Raw genomic sequence first — 18,978 nt, 5'->3', positions numbered from 1 at the left:
TGTGCGCATTTCGTGCGAATCCCTTATTTGCGCTATATCGCCCACCTGGGCCCTCCCGGGACCCTGGGCGTGTCCATGCAGCGCAGGGGCCTCCCGGCCGGGCGGCCCCGCGAGTCTTGCGAGAAGGTCCGATGAATGCGATCTCACGCCGAGGCATGCTCACCTGGTCGGCGCTCGCCGGGGGAGCCGCCTTCCTCGCCCCGGCCCGGTCCGCCCAGGCGGCGCCGGCGCCCGCGGGCGGGCTCGTGTCCCTGGGCGCCGACGACCCGCGCTACCCCGCGCTCACCCGCGGGCAGAACCAGCGCTGGATCGGGGCGCCCGACCGGGTCCACCTGCCGGCCTCGGCCGACGACGCGGTCGCCGCCGTGGAGCGGGCGCTCGAATCCGGCCACGAGCTGTCCGTGCGCAGCGGCGGCCACTGCTATGAGAACTTCGTCGACCGCCCCGGGGTCGGGGCGGTCGTGGACATGAGCCGGATGGACGGCATCTCCTGGGACGCCGACCGCAACGCCGTGTGCGTGGAGGCCGGAGCCGCGCTCGGGGACGTCTACTACACCCTGATCAAACAGTGGGGGCGCACCCTGCCCGGCGGGTCCTGCTACACGGTCCGCGCCGGAGGCCACGTCCCCGGCGCCGGGTACGGGCAGCTCAGCCGCGAGCACGGGCTCATCAGCGACCACCTCAGCGCCGTGGAGGCGGTCGTGGCCGACGCCGACGGCACGGTCAGGAAGGTCGTGGCCACCCGCGGCAAGGACGACCCCGCGCGCGACCTGTGGTGGGCGCACACCGGCGCCGGCGGGGGCTCCTTCGGCATCGCCACCCGGTTCTGGTTCCGCTCGCCCGGCGGCGGCACCACCCCCGAGAAGGCCCTGCCCGCCCCGCCGTCCGAGGTCTGGGTGCACCGCTCGGAATGGTCCTGGGAGTCCATGACCGAGAAGGCGTTCACCACCATCATGCGCAACTACGGGGCCTGGCTGGAGGCCAACAGCGGGGCCGGGACCCCCTACACGGGCCTGTTCTCCCGGCTGGAGCTGACCACCCGCCCCTCCGGCGCCTTCCACCTGGTCGTGCAGATGGACGCGGGCAAGCCCGGCGCCGAGGGGCTGCTCGACGACTTCCTGGCCGAGGTCAACGCGGGCTCGGGCGTCACCCCGACCGTGACCGACCACCGGAGGATGCCCTGGCTGCACGCCTCGGGCTGGCCGGGCATGTGGATGAGCAACCCGACCGACCGCTACAAGTACAAGTCCAGCTACCACCGCAAGGGGTTCACCGACGCCCAGATCGCGGCCTTCTACCAGAGGCTCTCCGACACCGACTACGCCCAGCCGCCGTTCGTGGTCTCCATCGCCTCCTACGGCGGCCGCATCAACGAGCTCGCACCCGGGGACACGGCCAACCCGCACCGCGACGCGGTCATGCTGCTGCTGTGGGGCACCGCCTGGCAGAGCGAGAAGGAGGACGACCGCCACCTGGAGTGGCACCGCGGCCTCTACTCGGCCGTCTACGCGGACACCGGGGGCGTGCCCGTGCCCAACGCCGACACCGACGGCTGCTTCATCAACTACTGCGACGCCGACCTCTCGGACGAGAAGTACAACACCTCGGGGACCCCGTGGCACGAGCTGTACTTCAAGGGGAACTACAAGCGGCTGCAGAAGGCCAAGAAGCGCTGGGACCCCAAGGACGTGTTCCACCACGCGCAATCCGTGCGCCTGCCCTGAGACCGCGGAGACCCGCCCTGAGACCGCGGGGGCCGCCGGGGACGGACACCCGTCCCCGGCGGCCCCCGCCGTCCCGACGGCGGCGCCGGTCACCCGTGCGCGGGCACCGGCTCGGGCAGCACGCCCCGGCGCGGTGCCCAGCCCAGCTCCGTCCCGGCCGCGCCGCTCCACACCCGGTGCGACGGCAGGTCCGGCGCGGTCCCCGGGTCGGTCGGCGGGGCGGGGGTGCCGGTCCGCTCGGCCAGCGCCCGGTAGTAGTCCCCCACGCGCACGGGGATGTCGGCCACGTTCAGGACCCGCCCGACGAGCCCCCGTTCCACGGCCGCGACGACCGCGTCGGCGAAATCGGCGACGTGCACCATGGACACATAGGACCCCTCCTCGCCCGGGACGCTCAGGGCGCCGCGGGACAGCAGGTCCCGCTGGGCGTCCTGGACCGTCCCCGGGCCGACGAAGCGCGCGCCGCGCAGCACCGTCCAGGCGAGCTCGCCCGGCGGCACGGCGGTGACCGCGTCCTCCATCTCCGCCACCGGGCCCACCAGCGCACGGCGCGCCGGGTCGGGGTCGAAGGGGGCGTCCTCCCGCAGCCACCGGTCACCGCCGGGGGCATAGGCCATGGTGATGCTCATCTGCACCATCCGGCCCACCGACGCCCGGCGCACGGCGTCGACCAGGCGCGGCGTGCCCTCCGAGCGCACCCGCCCGGCCAGGGCCCAGGCGCCCGGCCGGGACGGGTCGCGCGGCATGCTCGTGGCCACGTTGACGACCGCGTCGTGCCCCTCCACCAGCGGCGCCAGGTCCGTCCCGGCGTCGAGCAGGTCGCCGGCCACCGCCTCGGCCCGGTCGGGCACCCCGTCCAGGCGGTCGGGGGCCATCACCGTGACCCGGTGGCCGCGCCCCAGCAGTTCAGGCACCAGCGCGCCGCCCAGCACGCCGGTCGCCCCGACGGCGAAGATCCGCATCGGCTTCCCCTCCCTCTCCCGGGTCACAGCGGGTACCCGGTCTCGGCCAACAGGTCGGCGAGCCGGCGCGGCGGGCGCCCGGTCAGCATCCGCACGCCGTCGGTCACCGCCTCCGCCTCGCCCGCGCGGATCGTCGCGTACAGCGCCAGCCTGGACTCGATCGCCCAGTCGGGCATGCCGTTCGCGCGCATCCCCTCGGCCGCCTCCTCCGGCGACACGTCGCAGTAGCGCACCGGGACCCCGGCCGCCCCGGACACCGCGGCGGCGATCTCGTCATAGGACAGCGCCTCGGGCCCGGTCAGGTCGACCGCGACCGGCCCGGGGCCCGGGGCGACCAGGGCCGCGCACGCCGCGGCGGCCACGTCGCGCGCGTCCACCATGCTCACCCGGGACCGGCCCATGGGCAGCCGGATCGCCCCCATGCGCTCGATCGTGGCCCTCCACTGGGCGGTGTTCTGCATGAACGCGTTGGGCCGCAGGACCGCGTGCGGGATGCCGGAGGCCGCCAGCGCCGCATCCGACAGGCCGTGCTCGCGGTGCACCGGCACGGGGGAGGCGGGGTCGGCGCCCAGCGCCGACACCTTGACGATCCACTCCACCCCGGCCCGCTCGGCGGCCTCCAGCAGCCGCGCGTGCCGCAGGTCCTGGCGCCTGCCCAGCGGGGTGAGCAGGAACAGCGACCGCACCCCGGAGAAGGCCGCGCGCAGCGACGCCGGGTCGTCCGCGTCGGCCCTCACCGGGACCCCGCCCTCCGGCGGCGCCGACTCCGAACCGGGCCGGAGCATCACCCGGGGGAGCACTCCCTGGGCGGCCAGCCCGGCCGTGAGCATCCGGCCCACCGTCCCCGTCGCCCCGGTCACCAGGACCGGGTCCGGCGCGGCGGCGCTCACGCCGCCACCGTCCCGGCCCGGGTGAGCCTGCGCACCGGCGGCGGGAGCTCCCCGCCCTGGGCGCTGTCGGCGAGCACCTCGCCCAGCAGCGGCGCGAGCTTGAACAGGTTGTGCCCGGTCACCGCGGTCACCCCGGGGGCGGTCCACACCCCGAAGGCGTCGCTGCCCCCGGGCAGCTTGGTCATCACGCACACGCGGACGCCGACCGGCTCGGGCTCCAGGCCGGGAAGGGCCTTGGCGACGTAGGCCGTGAGCCGCCGGACGTGCTCCTCCATCTCGGTGCCGACCGGCAGGCCGCCGTCCATCGGCACGTCGACGCCCTGCCCGATCAGGCCGACGACGAAGGTGTCCGTGCCGCCGATCGCGGACCCGTAGACCGTCTCCCCGAACTCGCCGCCGCGGTCCACCCAGCACGGGCGCGGCGTGTCAGCGAACTCCCGGCGCACCCGGTAGTGGGGGCGCGTGTGCAGGGCCTGCTCCAGGGGGATGCCGATCCCGGCCCCCGCGGCCAGCGCCGGGGTCTGCGCCCCCGCGCACACGACCACGTGCCGCGCCCGGTAGATCGCGTCCTCGGTGTGCAGCTCCACGCCCTCGCCGTCCGGGGGCACGGTCACCCCGTGCACGTCCTGGGCGATGATGCGGTCGCCCACCCAGTCGCACAGGGCCTCGATGGCGGTGCGCGTGCGGATGGCGCCGGCGGTGGGGTCGACCAGCAGCGGTCCCGAGACCGGGGCCAGCGCCCCGAAGTGGGGGGAGGGGCGGGCGCCGTCGGCCCACTCGTGGGGGACGCCGTGCAGGCGCAGCCCTTCGGCGTCGGCAGCGGTCATGCCCGCGTAGACGGCGCCCTCGCCGCCCACCAGCACCGCGCCGGCGCGCTCCTCCCACCGGCGCCACAGCGCCAGCGCGTCGGCGGCCAGGCGGACCGCGTCCGGGTCGTCGTGGCGGTGCCGGAAGGTCCGCGACCGGCCGCCGGACTGGGCCTGCCCGGGCCGCCGGCCCTCGAAGCAGACCACGTCCACGCCCCGGCGTGCGAGGGCGTCGGTGGCGGCCAGGCCCAGTACACCGGCCCCGATGACCACCGTGTCGAGTCTCTTTCGGTATCCCGTCATCAGCGAACCTCTCCTCGTCCGGCGGGCGCGCGACATCGCTCCACCGGGCAGTCTGGTCCCACGCCGCGGACGTGCACGTCCCGTGATCGCGTGATTCGGCCCCGGTGCGGCGATGGCGGGAAGCAGGGATGCTCCCGGCCCCGGGCCGGGGCGAGGCTGGGACGGCCGGTCCCACCACGGGCGGGACGGGCCCTCCCAGCTCACTCGACGCATAGGAGCCGCACCCATGAGCGAGAACACCAACGTCGTCGGCCCCGACTTCCTCACCCTGCAGGTCCGGGACCTGGAGCGGTCCAAGCGCTTCTACACCGAACTCGTGGGCTTCACGACCGTCCCCTCGAAGGTGCCCAACGCGGCCGTCCTCGGGGCCGAGCCCATCAAGATCGCACTGCGGCAGGCCACCGACGACCTCGACGCCGTCGACGAGCTCGCCTGGGGTGTGGTGGTCTGGATCAAGGCCCAGGACCCCGACAAGCTCGCCGCGCGTATGCAGGAGGCGGGCGGGCCCATGGTCAAGCCGCTGTGCGACGGCTCCTGCGGGCGCGAGTTCATCTTCCAGGACCCCGACGGCTACCGGGTCACCATCTACGAGGGCCAGCCCGAGTAGGGGCCCACGGCGCGGACGGGGAGGGGCGGGCCGCCGCGGCCCGCCCCTCCCGCTTCTTCGGAACCGGCTACACACCGGCCGGCAGCGACGCCGGCCCTCCCCGCGCCCCCAGGCCCGGGCGCAGGCAGGGGTGGACCACCTCGGCCAGGCGGCGGGCGGCGCGCCCGGGGTCGGCCGCCCAGAAGACGTTCCTGCCCATGGCGACCCCGGACGTCCCGGCCTCCAGCAGGCGCCGCACGTGCTCGTGCACCCCCGCCTCGTCCCCGACCGGGCCGCCCGCCGTGATCACCGGGAGCGCGCTCTGCCGGACCACGTCGGCCATCTCGTCGGGCCGGGCGGTCGAGGGCAGCTTCACGATGTCCGCCCCCAGGTCGGTGGCCAGCGACGCGGCATGGGCCAGCAGCGCCGGGTCGCGCGGGTCGACGACCCGCGGCCCCCGCGGGTAGACCATGGCCAGCAGCGGAACGCTCCACTCCCGGCAGGCCTCGGCGACCGCGCCCAGGTCCGCGATCTGCCGGCGCTCGTCGTCCGAGCCCAGGTTGACGTGGACGCTCACGGCGTCGGCCGCCATCCGCACGGCGGCCTCCACGCTGGCGACCAGGTACTTGGCGTCGGGGTCGGGGGCGTGGCCGGTGCTCGCGCTCAGGTGCACCACCAGCCGCATGCCCGCGAAGCGGGCCGGGTCGATGAACGGCACCCGGCCCTTGTGCAGGACGACGGCGTCCACCCCGTTGTCGGTGAGCGTGCCCACCAGGGGGTCCAGGCGCTCGGCGGCCACGATCGGGCCGTCGGCGACCGAGTGGTCCAGCGGCACCACGAACAGCCGGTCGTCGCCGTGGCGGTGCAGGCGGCGCAGCCGCATCAGCGCCGCCGACGATCGGTATGGGGTCATGCTCCCAGGTCCTCTCCGTGCGATCGGTTCGGCGTGCGGGCGGGGCTCACGTCGCGGCCCCGGCCGGGGACGCGTCCGGGCGGGCGAGTCCGAACTCCTCGTGCACCGCCGCCGCGGCCCGCCCGACCGATTCGGCCGGCACGAGGACGCTCGCCCGGGACTGGGTGGTCAGCGCCCACTCGGCGGGGATGCCGCGCTCCTCCAGGGCGCGCAGGATCCGGCCGGTGTACTCGGGCCGGTTCAGCAGGCCCACGCCGACCAGGGACACCTGGCCCGCGCTCGCGTCGACCGCGTAGGTCAGGCGGGTGTGCGCGGCCGCCTCCCGCAGCGCCTCCTCCGCGGCGGGCAGGTGCTCGGCGCGGACCGCGAACTCCGACCCCGCCGCGCCCGAGGTCCACCCCACCGGCTCCAAGGGGATGCGGCGCTCGGCCAGGACGCCGGCCAGCACGCCGGTCAGCGGCCCGCCCGGGCCCTGCAGCAGGATGCGCGCCACACGCGGGGTGTGGGTGACGGCGACGGCGAATCCGGTTCCTTCCAGCACGTCGGTGCTCCCTCCGTGGACGACCGTCCCCGGGCGCCCGGAATCCGGCGCGGCGACGGTGATCGTGATGCCGTGGACGGCGGCGAGCTCCACCGCCCGGGCGTGCAGGACGCGCGCGCCGGAGATGGCCATCTCGCTCATGACCCCCAGCGGGAGCCGGGGGATCGCCCGCGCGTCCGGGACGGTGCGCGGGTCGGCGGTGTAGACCCCGTCCACGTCCGTGTAGATCGCGCACCGCGGGGCGCCGAGCGCGGCGGCGAGGGCGACGGCGGTGGTGTCGGATCCGCCGCGGCCCAGGGTGCGGGTGGCGCCGGAGGCGTCGACCCCTTGGAAGCCGGCGACGACCACGGCGCGTCCGGCGCCCAGGGCGGCGCGGATGCCCGCGGTGTCGATGCCGGAGATGCGCATCTCCCCGCCCGCGGGGGCGGCCGCGATCCCGGCCTGGGCCGCGGTCATCGACACCGCGGGCACCCCGAGCGAGCCCAGCGCCATGGCCATGGTCGCGGCCGAGGCGGTCTCGCCGGTCGCCAGGAGCTGGTCCGCCTCCCGGGGGTCGGGCGCGCCGAACGCCCCGGCCTCGGCGACCAGCCTGTCGGTGGTGTCGCCGCGGGCGGACACGCACACGACGGTGCGGTTCCCGGCCCGGTGCGCGCTCCGCACGAGCCCGGCGGCCCGGAGCACCTGCCCGGGCTCCGCGAGCGAGGACCCGCCGAACTTCTGGACGGCGATTGCGTTCATGGCGGTGTGGCGTCCCTTCGCCGTGGCCTCCGCCGGCAGGTCCGGGTCCGCCTGCCGGTGCCCCCGAGTCTGTGCCGCGGCCGCGTGCGCACACGTCACGTGTTCACGCGGTTCCGGGACGGGGGGACGGGCGCGGGCGCCGTCCCGCGTACACGTGATGCCGCGCGGGGCGCGCACCGAGCACGATGCGACAGGATCGGGAAGGAGCGGACATGAAACTGTGCTGGATCGACATCCGCGGACTGGGCGAGGCCAAGAAGGCCGTCATCGAGGAGGCGGTCCACCAGCGGGTGGACGCGATCGTCTCCGACGACACCGGGGGCCTCGCGCTGGTGCCGCCGACCGTCCGGCGGGTGTACCTGCCCCGCGGCGGCGTGCCCGGCGACGTCGCCGGGGCCGACGTGGTGCTGTTCCCCGACGGCGGGGTGCCCGCCGGGTTCGCCGAAGAGCACCCGGAGGTGGAGACCGGGCTCTACGTGGAGGTGGTCGACGCCCCGACCCTGGACGCGGCGTGCAGGGCGGCGCGGGAGGAGCGCTTCAGCGTGCTCGACTTCCGCGACCCCACGAAGATCCCCCTGGAGATCGTGCTGGCCGCCGCCCACGGTGCCGAGGGCGGCATCATCACCCGCGCGGCCGACGTGCAGGAGGCCGAGATCATCTTCGGCGTGCTGGAGCACGGGTCCGACGGGGTGATGATGGCCCCGCGCGCCGTCGGGGACGCCACCCGGCTGCGCGAGACCGCCGCCGCGCAGGTCCCCGACGTGGGGCTGGCCGAGCTCACCGTGACCGAGGTCGAGCACGTGGGGATGGGCGAGCGCGCGTGCGTGGACACCTGCACCTACTTCGAGCAGAACGAGGGCATCCTCGTCGGCTCCACCTCCAAGGGGATGATCCTGTGCGTCAGTGAGACCCACCCCCTGCCGTACATGCCCACGCGCCCGTTCCGGGTGAACGCCGGCGCGATCCACTCCTACACGCTCTCCCGCGACGGGCGCACCAACTACCTGAGCGAGCTGCGATCGGGCGGCCAGGTGATGGCGGTGGACACCTCCGGGCGCACCCGGATGGTGACCGTGGGGCGGGTGAAGATCGAGACCCGGCCGCTGCTGTCGGTGCGCGCGGTGGCCGACGGCGGCGAGGAGGTGAACCTGATCCTCCAGGACGACTGGCACGTGCGCGTCCTCGGACCCGGCGACGCGGTGCTCAACTCCACCGAGCTGAAGCCGGGCGACAAGGTCTTGGGGCACCTGCCCACCGAGGACCGGCACGTCGGCTATCCGATCGAGGAGTACTGCCGGGAGCAGTGACCCGCCGGAGACCGGAGGCGGGGCGGGGGACAGGGTGCCGCCCCGCCTCCGCCGCTCCCCGCCCGAGCACGGCGGAGGACACCCGCCGGCCGTGTCCCTCGGAGGGCACTGTCGGCGAATCCTTTCGCGTGCGTGTTCCAAGCCGTGACCCGGCCGGACGGCGGCGGGCCGCGCACGGGCCGATGTCGGGGCCCGTGCCGCCGAGCCCCTGCGCACCCGGCCGGGAGCGTTCGGGCGCACGGCCTGTCCGAGCGCGCCCGGTCCTCCCGCTCCACCGGTCCTCGTCCATGGGAAATCCACCAACAGTGTCCTCGGAGTGGTGTGTTTTCCATCGGCCCGGGTCGGCCCGCCGGTGACGGCCCCGGGGGGCGGGGTCGACCCGTCCCGACCTGAGACCCGCTCTTCGGCGGGACACCATCCACCCGCCTCCACCCGCCGGGGCCGCCGCCGGGCACGGCACCGGCGGTGGGCCCTCAGCCGCGGGCCGGCTCCGGGGTGTCCTTGGACCAGCGGTCCAGGAGCGCCCCCACGTCGCCGGCGCAGCCCCCGCAGCCCGTCGTGGCGCGGGTGGCCCGCGCCATCCCCGCGAGGTCGCGGGCGCCCTCCAGCCAGGCCTGCTCGATCCTGTCCCGCGACACCCCGTTGCAGCGGCACACCGGCGCCCGCCCGTCGCCGCTCCCGCCGCCCGCGTCCGCGGAGGCGAGGTCGGCGCCCAGGAGCAGTCCGAGGCGGTCGGGCGGGACCGGCGCGTCGGCGTCGAAGGCCGCGGTGACCGCCGCGGCCGCCCCCGGCAGGCCCACGACCACGGCCCCGCTCACCCGCCCCGCCCGCAGCAGCAGCCGGGCGTAGCGGCCGCCGGCCGGGTCGGAGACGGTCACCTCCTCCGGCGGATCCCCCGCGGTCTGTGCCCCCGGGCCGTCGCCGACCTCGCCCACGGACACCATCTCGATCCCGTCCGCCTTCAGCCGGGTGACCGTACGGGCGCCCCGGTAGGCGGCGTCCGGCGTGCGGCCGGTGAGCCGCCCGGCGAGCACCGCGGCCTGCTCCCAGCCGGGGCCGACCAGCCCCGCGCCCCCTCCGGGGTGCTCGGCGCAGTCGCCGATCGCGTGCACCAGCGGGTCGCTGGTGGCCAGCGCGTCGTCGACCAGCACGCCGCCGCGCACGGCGATCCCGGCCTCCTCGGCCAGCCGGGCCGAGGCGCGCACGCCGACGGCGACCACCACGGCGCGCGCCGGGACGCGCGTCCCGTCGTCCAGGTCCAGGCCCCGGCCGGGCACCCACGCCGTGCACGCGCGCCCGCTGAGGACCCGCACCCCCCGCCGCTCCAGCAGCTCCGCCAGGAGGCGGCCGCCCGCCCGGTCGAGCCGGTGCGGCATGATCCGGTGCGCGGCCTCCACGACGGTCACCGGGTGGCCGCGCACCGCCAGCGCCCGCGCCGTCTCCAGGCCCAGCGGCCCGCCGCCCAGCACGGCCACCGGGTCGCCGGGCCGGGCCAGGCGCGCGATGCGGCGGCAGTCGTCCGGGCCGCGCAGGACCGCCGCACCCGGACCCGGGCCGCCGTCCGGCGCCCGCAGCCCGGCCACCGGGGGCACCACCGGCCGCGCCCCGGTGGCCAGCACCAGCCGGTCGTATCCGAGCGCCCGCCCGTCCGCGAGGAGCACGCGGCGCCCGGACCGGTCCACCGCCGCGGCGTGCGCCCCGAGGACCGCGGTGCCCGGCCCCTCCGGCCGCGGCATCCCCACCTCCTCCGGGCGCAGCGCACCGGAGAGGACCCCGGGGAGCAGGACCCGGTTGCAGGGGCCGGGCTCCTCGCCCACGACGGTCAGCCGCACCCGGTCGCCGCCGGGGTCGAGGCGGCGCACCTCCTCGGCGAACCGGGCGCCGACCATCCCGTTGCCGATGACGACGACGCGGCGGGGACGGCGGGGGCGGTAAGGAACGGGGCGAGGGCTCACGGGTCACCTCCGGTGGGGCCGTCCGCGGGCTCCAGCCGGACCGCGGCGACCTTGAACTCGGGCATCCGGCTGACGGGGTCGAGCGCCGGGTTGGTGAGGTTGTTGGCGGACTGGCCGTCGGGAAAGTGGAACGGCAGGAAGACGGTGCCGCGCGGGCAGGCCCCCGTCGGCCGGAGGCGGACCGCCGCCGACCCCCGGCGCGAGACGACCCGCACCCGGTCCCCGGCGGACAGGCCGTAGGCGCGGGCGGTGTCCGGGTGCACCTCGGCGAACGCCTCTGGTTCGGCCTCGGCCAGCTCCCCGATCCTGCGGGTCTGGGCGCCCGACTGGTAGTGGCCCATGATCCGCCCGGTGGTCGCGGTGAGCGGGTAGCGGTCGTCGGGCGCCTCGGCGGGCGTGCCCGCCGGGGCAGCGGCGAAGCGCGCGCGGCCGTCGGGGTGGGCGAAGCGGTCGAGGAACGGGCGGGGCGTGGGTGCGCCGCCGCGCGGCACCGGCCAGTACAGCGCCTCGCCGGCCTCCAGGCGGTCGGCCCCGACCCCGGAGTAGTCGGCCGTCCCGCCCTCGGAGGCGGCGCGCAGCTCCTCCAGGACGAGGTCCGGGTCGGTCGGGAAGCGCTCGGCGGGCTGGCCGAGGCGGGCCGCCAGGGCGCCGATGACCTCCAGGTCGGTGCGCACCTCGGGCGGTGGGGGCAGGGCGGCCCGGCGCCGGAGGACGCGCCCCTCCAGGTTGGTCACCGTGCCCTCCTCCTCGGCCCACTGGGCGACGGGCAGGACCACGTCGGCGGCCATGGCCGTCTCCGACGGCACGAAGTCCGCCACCACCACAAGATCGGCGGCGGCCAGGCGGGAGCGGATCCGCCCCGCGTCCGGGGCCGAGACCGCCGGATTGGAGCCGAAGACCAGCAGGGCGCGCGGCCCGCCCTCCGTCCCGAGGGCGTCCAGCAGCTCGAAGGCGCTGGGGCCCGGCCCGGGGAGGTCGGCGGCGGCCACGCCCCACACCGAGGCCACGTGCGCGCGGTCCCGCTCGTCGTCGATGCGGCGGTACCCGGGGAGCTGGTCGGCCTTCTGCCCGTGCTCGCGGCCGCCCTGCCCGTTCCCCTGCCCGGTCAGGCAGCCGAACCCGGACCCGCGCCTGCCGGGCAGCCCCAGGGCCAGCGCCAGGTCGATCCAGGCCGCTGCGGTCCCGGTACCGGTGGAGTGCTGCTCGGTACCGCGGCCGGTGAGGACGTAGGCGCCCGGGGCTCGGCCCAGGGTCCGGACGGCCCGCCGGATGTGCGCGGCGGGCACGCCGGTGGCGCGCTCGGCGCGTTCGGGCCACCAGGCGGCCGCCTGCGCCCAGGCCGCCCCGAATCCGCGGGTGCGCCGCTCGATGTAGGCGGTGTCCAGCAGGCCCAGCTCCCGGGCGGCGTGCAGCATGCCCCGGGCCAGGGCGGCGTCGGTGCCCGGCCGCGGCGCCAGGTGGAGGCCCCCGCCGCGGAGGGCGGCCTCGGCGGTGGCGGTGCGGCGGGGGTCGACGACCACGAGCGCCGGCGCGGCCAGGTGGCCCATGAGCGGGGGCATGGTCTCGGCGGGGTTGGCGCCCGCGAGCAGCACGGTGCGGGCGCCCGCCAGGTCGGTGACGGGGAAGGGCAGGCCGCGGTCGGCGCCGAACGCGCGCGAGGACGCCGCGGCCGCCGACGACATGCAGAACCGCCCGTTGTAGTCGATCCGGGAGGTGCGCAGCGCCAGGCGGGCGAACTTGCCCAGCAGGTAGGCCTTCTCGTTGGTCAGCCCGCCGGAGCCGAAGACGGCGACCGCGTCGGGGCCGTACTCGCCGCGGAGGGCGGCCAGGCGGCCGGCGACGCGGTCCAGCGCGGTGTCCCAGTCGGTCGGGAGCAGCGGGGCGTCCCGGGAGGCGCGCATCAGGGGCGCGGTGATGCGGTCGGGCGAGGTGAGGAGCCCGGCCGCCGTCCAGCCCTTCCGGCACAGGCCGCCCCGGTTCACGGGGAAGTCGGCGGGGCGCGTGCGCCATCCCCCGCCGGGGGAGGGCTCGACGTGCATGGCGCACTGCAGGGCGCAGTAGGGGCAGTGGGTGGTGGTCACCGGTCGGCCGCCTCTCGGTGCGGGGCGCGCGGGCGCAGGTAGTGGCGGACGGTCACCGCGATGCACACGGCGTAGAGGGCGATGAAGGCGGCGTAGGCGTGCTCGGCCCCGCCCGTGGCCGCGAAGGACCGGTAGAGCACGAGGTTGACGAGCGCGCCGCCCAGGGCGCCGATCGCCCCGGTCAGCCCGAGCGCCGTTCCGGACAGGCCCCCGCCGTCCGGCCCCGCCGCCGGGCGCGCGGCGAAGACCGAGGGGATCAGCGTGAACACCGCTCCGTTTCCCAGGCCGCTGAGCAGGAACAGCGCAACGAAGCCCGCGATGAAGGCGGCGGGTGCTCCGGCGGCGGACGCCGCCAGGATGAGGCCGGTCCCGGCCGCCATGGCGGCGAACAGCCACGCGGTCGCGGCGCCGCCTCCGCAGCGGTCGGCGAGCAGCCCGCCCAGGGGGCGCGCCAGCGACCCGAGCAGGGGGCCGACGAACGCCACGGCGGCGGCCTCCGCCGGGGTGCGGCCGAACGTGCTCTGCAGCAGCAGGCCGAAGGCGAAGGAGAAGCCGATGAACGAGCCGAAGGTGCCGGTGTAGAGCAGGGACAGGCGCCAGAAGTCCCGGTCCGCGAGCACGGCCGACCGCGGGGCCGCCGCCGCGCGGGGCGCCGGCAGGTCGTCCATCGACCGCCGGACCGTCCACAGGGCCGCCAGCAGCAGGGGAACGTAGATCAGGGGCAGCACCCGGCCGTGCTCCTGGCCGAGGACGGCGGCGGTGGCCAGGCCGAGCAGCTGGACGGCGGGCACGCCGAGGTTCCCGCCGCCGGCGTTGGCGCCGAGGGCCCATCCCTTCTCGCGCCCGGGGAAGAACCGGTCGATGTTGGCCGTCGAGGAGGAGAAGTTGGCGCCGCCCAGGCCCGCCGTGGCGGCGAGGAGGCACAGCAGCCAGAAGGGCGTTCCGGGGCGGTCGACGAGGACGGCCGCCAGGGACGCGGGCACCAGGAGGACGGCGACGGCGGCGAGGGTCCACGTCCGTCCGCCGAAGCGGGCGGCGGCGAGGGTGTAGGGGACGCGCAGCGCGGCGCCGGTCACGGTGACGATGCTGACCAGCAGGAAGCCCTGCGAGGGCGCGAGGCCGAACCCGCGCTCGGGCGTCATGAACAGCAGCAGCACGGACCACATGCCCCACACGGAGAAGGCGAGGTGTTCGGCGAACACCGAGGCGCGCAGGTTGCGCAGGGCGACGGCGCGTCCGGTGGAACGCCAGAACCCCTCGTCCTCGGGGTTCCAGTGGCCGATGCGCCGGCGGTCGGGGGAGTGGGGGGACATCGGGCCGGGGCGAGTGCGCATGGTTCCGTTCCCATGGGCGGCTTGGCGGCGTTCGAGGTGTCCGGATTCGGGGCGTCCGGAGGCCGGTACCGCAAAGTCTGCGGCGGGCGGGCGCCCCGGGGCCTCACGGAATCCAGGGATCCCGACGGGGCGGTGGGGCCGCGCGGGACGGTGTCGTCCCCAGAACGGGGGATCGGCTCCGCGGGGCCTCGGCGAGGGGGCTATGGAGCGAAGGAGCGTCGGGACGCGGTTCCGCCCGATGGTGTCCGCTGGAGTGGTGGAACCTTCGGCCGCCGCCGCCGACGGGCGGGCCGCCGGTCGGGACCGGCGAAGGCCGGATCGCTTCGACCGAGGGCCGATGTGACCGGTCCACCTGTGCGGATGGAATCACACCACACCAACGGACGCGGCCTTCCGCCCCGCCGGTCACACATGTGCGGTGCGCTCCGTCAGAGCGGTGAGAACGTCCCCCGACCCGAGGAGCATCCGAGATGACCATCGCCTACATCGCCGTGACCCTGCTCGCCGCCGCCATGGTGGGGTTCTCCGCCGTCGTCCTCTATCGCGGGGTCGACTGGATCGCCCACTCCATGGAGATCTACGGAGTCCCCCGCTCCTGGTGGCCGTGGCTGAGCGCCGCCAAGGCGGCCGGGGCCCTCGGGCTGCTCGTCGGCCTCTTCGTCCCCGCCATCGGGGCGGCCGCCGGAATCGGCCTGGTCCTGTACTTCATCGGCGCGGAGATCACCGTCCTGCGTGCGCGGCGTTACTCCCACATCCCCGCGCCGCTGCTCTACCTGGCCCCCGTGGCGGCCTCCCTCTGGCTCGGCTCCGCCGTATGAACCTGCACGTGAACCGACACGCGCATCCCTGACCGGAGTCGGCCACGCGCCCTGTCGCCCGCCCCGGCAGGTGGCGGCGCCGGGGCTACCGACCGTGACGGTCGATGGACTCTCGGCCCTGTCCGCCCCGCGGCCGCCTGTTTACGGTCGCGGGGCATTGTCCGTGCGGTTCGACCATGAAAGCCGGAATCGATGACGACAGGGCCGATGAATGCGGAACCGAAGAGACCGGGGGCCAATGACCGCCCCGCCGGGCGGCACCGGGCCGCCCGGAACGGGGCCTGGGGAGGACTCCTCAAAGGGCTGAGACGGGAGGCCGCCCCCGTCCGGGCGGCAGGGGAGGCGGCCATGGGCACGGAGAGCGACGGGGTCGATGCCGTCCGGGACGCGGGCGGGGCCGCGAGCGCGGGCGGCACCGGGGGTGAGGGGGGCGACCCGGCGCCTCCGGCCGTCCCGGCGGGCACCGCCACCCGCCGCGGCTCCTGGGCGGGCGGCGAGTGGTGGGCCCCGCTGCTGTACCGGCTGGCGAGCGTGCAGCGGGCCGGGGCCGCGCACGGGCTCCTGGTCCACACGGTGGACCTGACCGGGGAGCGGCCCGCGATCATCGCCTCCTGGCCCGGCGGGCGGGAGCGACGGGTGCGCGTCGACGCCGGCACGGGGGCGGCGGCGCTGGTGGAGGCGCTGCGCCCGGGCGGCCCGGTAGTGCCGCCCGCCGGCGACGGCGGGCAGGCCGCCCGCGCCCCCGGGCCCGAGGCGTCCGTCCCGCTCCGCCACGCGATGCTGCTGGAGGAGCTGAGCGCGTCGTCGCAGGCCTGGTCGGCGCGGGCGGGGGAGCGCTTCGCGCTGCTGCGCATCGAGGTGCGCACCGGCGGCGGCCGGGCCGGGGAGGCGGTCACCTACCTGGCCGCCGAGCGCCCGGCGCGCGGCGACGCGGTGGTGCTGCGGGTGCCGCCCGCGGCGCCCGCGGAGATGACCGGGGTCGCCTACCGGGTCGTGGACCGCCTGCTGTGGACCCGCACGACAGGGCTGCCGACGCTGGGGCGCATCGCGGGCCGCGAGGCGTTCCTGGACTTCCTGCCCTGAGCACGGGGATCCCCGCGCCCCGGGCGCGGCGCTCCGGACCTCGGCGCCGACGCCCCGCCGCGGTGTGGGTCCCCGCGAATGTCACCGGTGCGCACTAGCGTCGGTGCATGGCAAAGGTCATCGTGATGTCATCGGTCTCGGTCGACGGGTTCATGGAGGGGCCGGAGCGCAGCCTGGCCTGGCACATGGTCGACGACGAACTCCACACGCACTTCAACGACGTCCTGCGCGGCGCCGGGGCGTTCATGTCCGGCCGGGTCGGCTACGAGCTGGAGGTCGAGGTGTGGCCGGAGGCCGACGCCGACCCCGAGGCCCCCGCCCCGGTCGCGGACTTCGCCCGCATGTGGCGGGAGAAGCCGAAGTACGTCTTCTCCCGGACGCTTGCGGAGGCCGGGTGGAACACCACGGTCGTCCGCGAGGTGGACCCGGAGCACATCCGCGGGCTGAAGGAGCTCCACGGGGACCTCTACCTGGGCGGAACCGACCTGACCGGAGCCTTCCTCCGACAGGGCCTGGTGGACGAGCTCCGGCTGTACGTACACCCGGTCCTCGTGGGCGGCGGCCGCCGCCTCTTCCTCGACGAGGGCGGCCTCAGGTCCCTCACCCTGGCCGAGCACCACATCTTCGGCAACGGCGTGGCACTGCTGCGCTATACCTTCCCATCGGATGAGAAGTGAACGGCCGGATTCGGTCACTATAGAGAGGGGGTTGCGTAGTAAGGAACGCCCAGGTCATGCATTCTTAGCCGATAGGGCTGGGGCGCGGAAGGCAGGAGCACGGGCTTCCCGACTGTCGGGGGTGAACTGCGAAAACTTGTGCGCGACGCAATTGGCCGCACGTCAACCAGTGGCTATGCTCCACGCGATCCACTTGCCAGTGACTCGTTGGTAAGGAGTTGCGTTGATGATCAGGAGAGGATTGCCTGGGTGCAGGCTGAAAGCAACTCGCATGCATCTCAAGAAGGGACTGCCGAATGTCTGAAGAAGATCGGAGTCTCAGGATAGGCTTCTACAAGAAGCGGTCAATTATATCTTACGGGCTTGTATCTATTTTCTTGTTCGGTACTTCGTGTTCTTGGCAAGGAGCTAATGACTTTCCATTTACTGGAAAAACGACAGATTCGGCCCCGACGGAGTCCAGGAGCGGTCATTCAGCAGTTGTGGCCCCAGAAGGAGTAGGTATTTGGGGAGGGCGAGGCCTTGACTCTGGTTCTGTCTCAAACGATGGGCTATTGTACAATCTGAGTGAAGATACTTGGGAATTGCTCCCTGAGGCCCCCCTGGAAGCCAGAATGCGCCATACTGCGGTACTAGCAGGAAGTGAGATGTTGATCTGGGGAGGTGACGCTCCGGAGGACAGCAGGAGTTTCTTTAAAAATGGGGCAGCGTTTGACTTTGAGAGTGACGAATGGAGAACACTTCCTGATGCGCCGGTGGCCCGCGCGTCAGCGAGGTCGATTTATCATTCCAATCGTGTGTATATTTTTGGTGGGAATGCAGATCCGGCCATAGGTGCCGAGAGTATTGACGTATTTTCACTTAAGGACGAATCATGGACTCGTCTTGATTTGGGGGAAAAAGTCCTTGGCCTGGCCGCACTAAATACTAGTACTCTTGTGGCTGCTACATTTGGGAACAGGGGAGATGAGGTCGGCTTACTTCGCGTGGATGTCGAAAGCGGTGCGATTAGTAGACTTGATCGCATCCCAGTATCAAAAATGGGAGGAAGTGTAAGTCTTGTGAGCTCGAATTCAGGAACAGTGTACGGGATAGTCGATGGTGATGATGCGACTTCTTTTGTAGAGATTGATAAGGAGGGGGTGCAAGCCAAAAGGGTAAGCGGTGAGTATGTAGGCGATATTGATTTGATGCAATACCCCCTGAATGTCGGAATGAGTTGGATTGACGGAGAATCTATTTATTCTATCTCGGATCGCGGAATCAGTCGATTGTCAATTCCGGGAATGAAATCTTATTCTTGGCGGTCAAGTGAGTTTCCCAGTAGATGCAATGGGGCTTCTGAATCCCTTCTTGGGGAGGGCGGGATTTTTATTTGGGGAGGGAGTGGATGTTCAAATGGCGAAGGGGTATCGGAAGGATTGCTTTATTCCTATTAATGCATGCTTATGTTGGCCGGTCCGGACTTGATCGAGTCCGATCGCTTGCGTGATTCGAGGGTGTGGATCACGCTCTCGAACTCGAACGACTTGAATGTGTCCAGGTGCGACGAGAACCTCCTGACTTAGTCGATGAGGTTCTCGGCCAGGTCGTTCGGGTCCTGTAGCGCCTTCTCGAGCGTTAGGTCGCTCGTGGTCCAGGACGACAGCCCGGCAGCGTCCGCGGTGCGGGTCTTGTTCTTTAAATGGGCACGCCGCTGCTGCTCACCTGGGTCCTGCGCGATGATCTCGGCCATCACCTTCCGGTGTGGGGCCATGGCGCGCTCCAGGCGGCGCAGCACAGTGAATCTCCCCGGGGTTGTTTAGAAACTCGCTTTCTGTGCTGTGACCTGTGGTTCCTGGGTGTTCCGGGCGTAGTAGGACGCCTCGTATTCGACCGGCGGGACGTGGCCGAGCTCATCGTGCAGGCGGGTGTTGTTGTACCAGTCCACCCACCCGTGGGCGGATGCGTAGGGGGCGGCCCGGCGGCTGGTGGACGAACCGGCCCCCTTCTCGCCGTCCGAGACCTGATCCTGGGACCGGACACCAGCAGGGGCACGAAGGATGCGGTGTGGCGGGTGGTCATCGCCCGCGCCCGCATTTCCTCTGACTGGACGAGCTGGGCCGTGGGATAGGCGATGCCCGCCTCCGAACCGGCCGCCCCCGGAATGGAGCCCGCGCCGCTGAGCGGGCCCGAACCCGAACTCGGCCCGGCCGACGCCCCCCGGGCCCGGCCCGGTGCCTGAAATCGGCACCGGGGCGGGAAAGGCGGAGGTGGGGAC

At 74.0% G+C, this 18,978-nt stretch carries 16 protein-coding genes; 7 read left to right on the top strand and 9 right to left on the bottom strand.

The window, feature by feature from the left end; translation table 11 throughout:
* Positions 1-131: 131 nt before the first annotated feature.
* Positions 132-1,724, top strand: coding sequence for an FAD-binding oxidoreductase (locus tag O4J56_RS12290; RefSeq protein WP_270685869.1), 1,593 nt, complete (start codon positions 132-134; stop codon positions 1,722-1,724).
* An 89-nt stretch (positions 1,725-1,813) separates the two neighbouring features.
* Here the strand turns inward: O4J56_RS12290 and O4J56_RS12285 are convergent, their stop codons facing one another.
* The 3 genes from O4J56_RS12285 to O4J56_RS12275 are packed head-to-tail and all read right to left on the bottom strand — an operon-like array spanning position 1,814 to position 4,685.
* Positions 1,814-2,686, bottom strand: coding sequence for an NAD-dependent epimerase/dehydratase family protein (locus O4J56_RS12285; RefSeq protein ID WP_270685868.1), 873 nt, complete (start codon positions 2,684-2,686; stop codon positions 1,814-1,816).
* A 23-nt stretch (positions 2,687-2,709) separates the two neighbouring features.
* Entirely contained in the window at positions 2,710-3,576 is an 867-nt protein-coding gene (locus O4J56_RS12280; RefSeq protein ID WP_270685867.1) for an NmrA family NAD(P)-binding protein, read from the bottom strand.
* Complete coding sequence (locus O4J56_RS12275; RefSeq protein WP_270685866.1) at positions 3,573-4,685, bottom strand: NAD(P)/FAD-dependent oxidoreductase; 1,113 nt, start codon at positions 4,683-4,685, stop codon at positions 3,573-3,575. The genes O4J56_RS12280 and O4J56_RS12275 overlap by 4 nt, the downstream gene beginning before the upstream one ends.
* A gap of 226 nt (positions 4,686-4,911) precedes the next feature.
* Between O4J56_RS12275 and O4J56_RS12270 the strand changes: the two genes are divergently transcribed.
* The gene (locus O4J56_RS12270; RefSeq protein ID WP_270685865.1) at positions 4,912-5,292 is read left to right on the top strand and encodes a VOC family protein; all 381 of its coding nucleotides are present in this window, start codon (positions 4,912-4,914) and stop codon (positions 5,290-5,292) included.
* A gap of 67 nt (positions 5,293-5,359) precedes the next feature.
* Here O4J56_RS12270 and O4J56_RS12265 read toward each other — a convergent pair whose 3' ends face one another.
* Positions 5,360-6,184 (bottom strand): 2-amino-3,7-dideoxy-D-threo-hept-6-ulosonate synthase, encoded by an 825-nt coding sequence (locus tag O4J56_RS12265; RefSeq protein WP_270685864.1) that lies wholly within the window; start codon positions 6,182-6,184, stop codon positions 5,360-5,362.
* 46 nt (positions 6,185-6,230) lie between these two features.
* The gene (locus tag O4J56_RS12260; RefSeq protein ID WP_270685863.1) at positions 6,231-7,463 is read right to left on the bottom strand and encodes an aspartate kinase; all 1,233 of its coding nucleotides are present in this window, start codon (positions 7,461-7,463) and stop codon (positions 6,231-6,233) included.
* A 212-nt stretch (positions 7,464-7,675) separates the two neighbouring features.
* Between O4J56_RS12260 and O4J56_RS12255 the strand changes: the two genes are divergently transcribed.
* Complete coding sequence (locus O4J56_RS12255) at positions 7,676-8,770, top strand: 3-dehydroquinate synthase II (protein WP_270685862.1); 1,095 nt, start codon at positions 7,676-7,678, stop codon at positions 8,768-8,770.
* Positions 8,771-9,243: 473 nt separating this feature from the next.
* Here O4J56_RS12255 and O4J56_RS12250 read toward each other — a convergent pair whose 3' ends face one another.
* From O4J56_RS12250 to O4J56_RS12240, 3 genes are read right to left on the bottom strand one after another with little or no spacing between them, the layout of a single operon-like run.
* Positions 9,244-10,725: an FAD-dependent oxidoreductase gene (locus O4J56_RS12250; RefSeq protein ID WP_270685861.1), complete on the bottom strand. Its 1,482-nt coding sequence runs from the start codon at positions 10,723-10,725 to the stop codon at positions 9,244-9,246.
* Entirely contained in the window at positions 10,722-12,806 is a 2,085-nt protein-coding gene (locus O4J56_RS12245; RefSeq protein WP_270685860.1) for a molybdopterin oxidoreductase family protein, read from the bottom strand. Before O4J56_RS12245 ends, O4J56_RS12250 begins: the two co-directional genes overlap by 4 nt.
* Positions 12,803-14,140, bottom strand: coding sequence for an MFS transporter (locus O4J56_RS12240; RefSeq protein ID WP_270685859.1), 1,338 nt, complete (start codon positions 14,138-14,140; stop codon positions 12,803-12,805). Before O4J56_RS12240 ends, O4J56_RS12245 begins: the two co-directional genes overlap by 4 nt.
* 470 nt (positions 14,141-14,610) lie before the next feature.
* Between O4J56_RS12240 and O4J56_RS12235 the strand changes: the two genes are divergently transcribed.
* From O4J56_RS12235 to O4J56_RS12220, 4 genes are all read left to right on the top strand, one after another.
* Entirely contained in the window at positions 14,611-14,958 is a 348-nt protein-coding gene (locus O4J56_RS12235; RefSeq protein WP_270685858.1) for a DoxX family protein, read from the top strand.
* Positions 14,959-15,306: 348 nt separating this feature from the next.
* Positions 15,307-16,041 (top strand): hypothetical protein, encoded by a 735-nt coding sequence (locus O4J56_RS12230; protein WP_270685857.1) that lies wholly within the window; start codon positions 15,307-15,309, stop codon positions 16,039-16,041.
* Positions 16,042-16,148: 107 nt separating this feature from the next.
* Positions 16,149-16,718, top strand: a complete 570-nt coding sequence (locus tag O4J56_RS12225; protein ID WP_270685856.1) for a dihydrofolate reductase family protein — start codon at positions 16,149-16,151, stop codon at positions 16,716-16,718.
* Between the two features lie 296 nt (positions 16,719-17,014).
* Positions 17,015-18,157, top strand: a complete 1,143-nt coding sequence (locus O4J56_RS12220) for a Kelch repeat-containing protein (protein WP_270685855.1) — start codon at positions 17,015-17,017, stop codon at positions 18,155-18,157.
* Between the two features lie 125 nt (positions 18,158-18,282).
* On the opposite strand, the gene O4J56_RS12215 is transcribed toward O4J56_RS12220, so the two are convergent.
* On the bottom strand, positions 18,283-18,498 hold the full coding sequence (locus O4J56_RS12215) for a hypothetical protein (protein WP_270685854.1): 216 nt from the start codon (positions 18,496-18,498) through the stop codon (positions 18,283-18,285).
* Positions 18,499-18,978: the final 480 nt, after the last annotated feature.

It is taken from the genome of Nocardiopsis endophytica, assembly GCF_027706725.1.
In the GTDB taxonomy this organism is placed as follows: domain Bacteria; phylum Actinomycetota; class Actinomycetes; order Streptosporangiales; family Streptosporangiaceae; genus Nocardiopsis_A; species Nocardiopsis_A endophytica.
The sequence above is the reverse complement of the archived record's forward strand: the minus strand, read 5'-3'. Positions and strand labels throughout refer to the sequence as shown.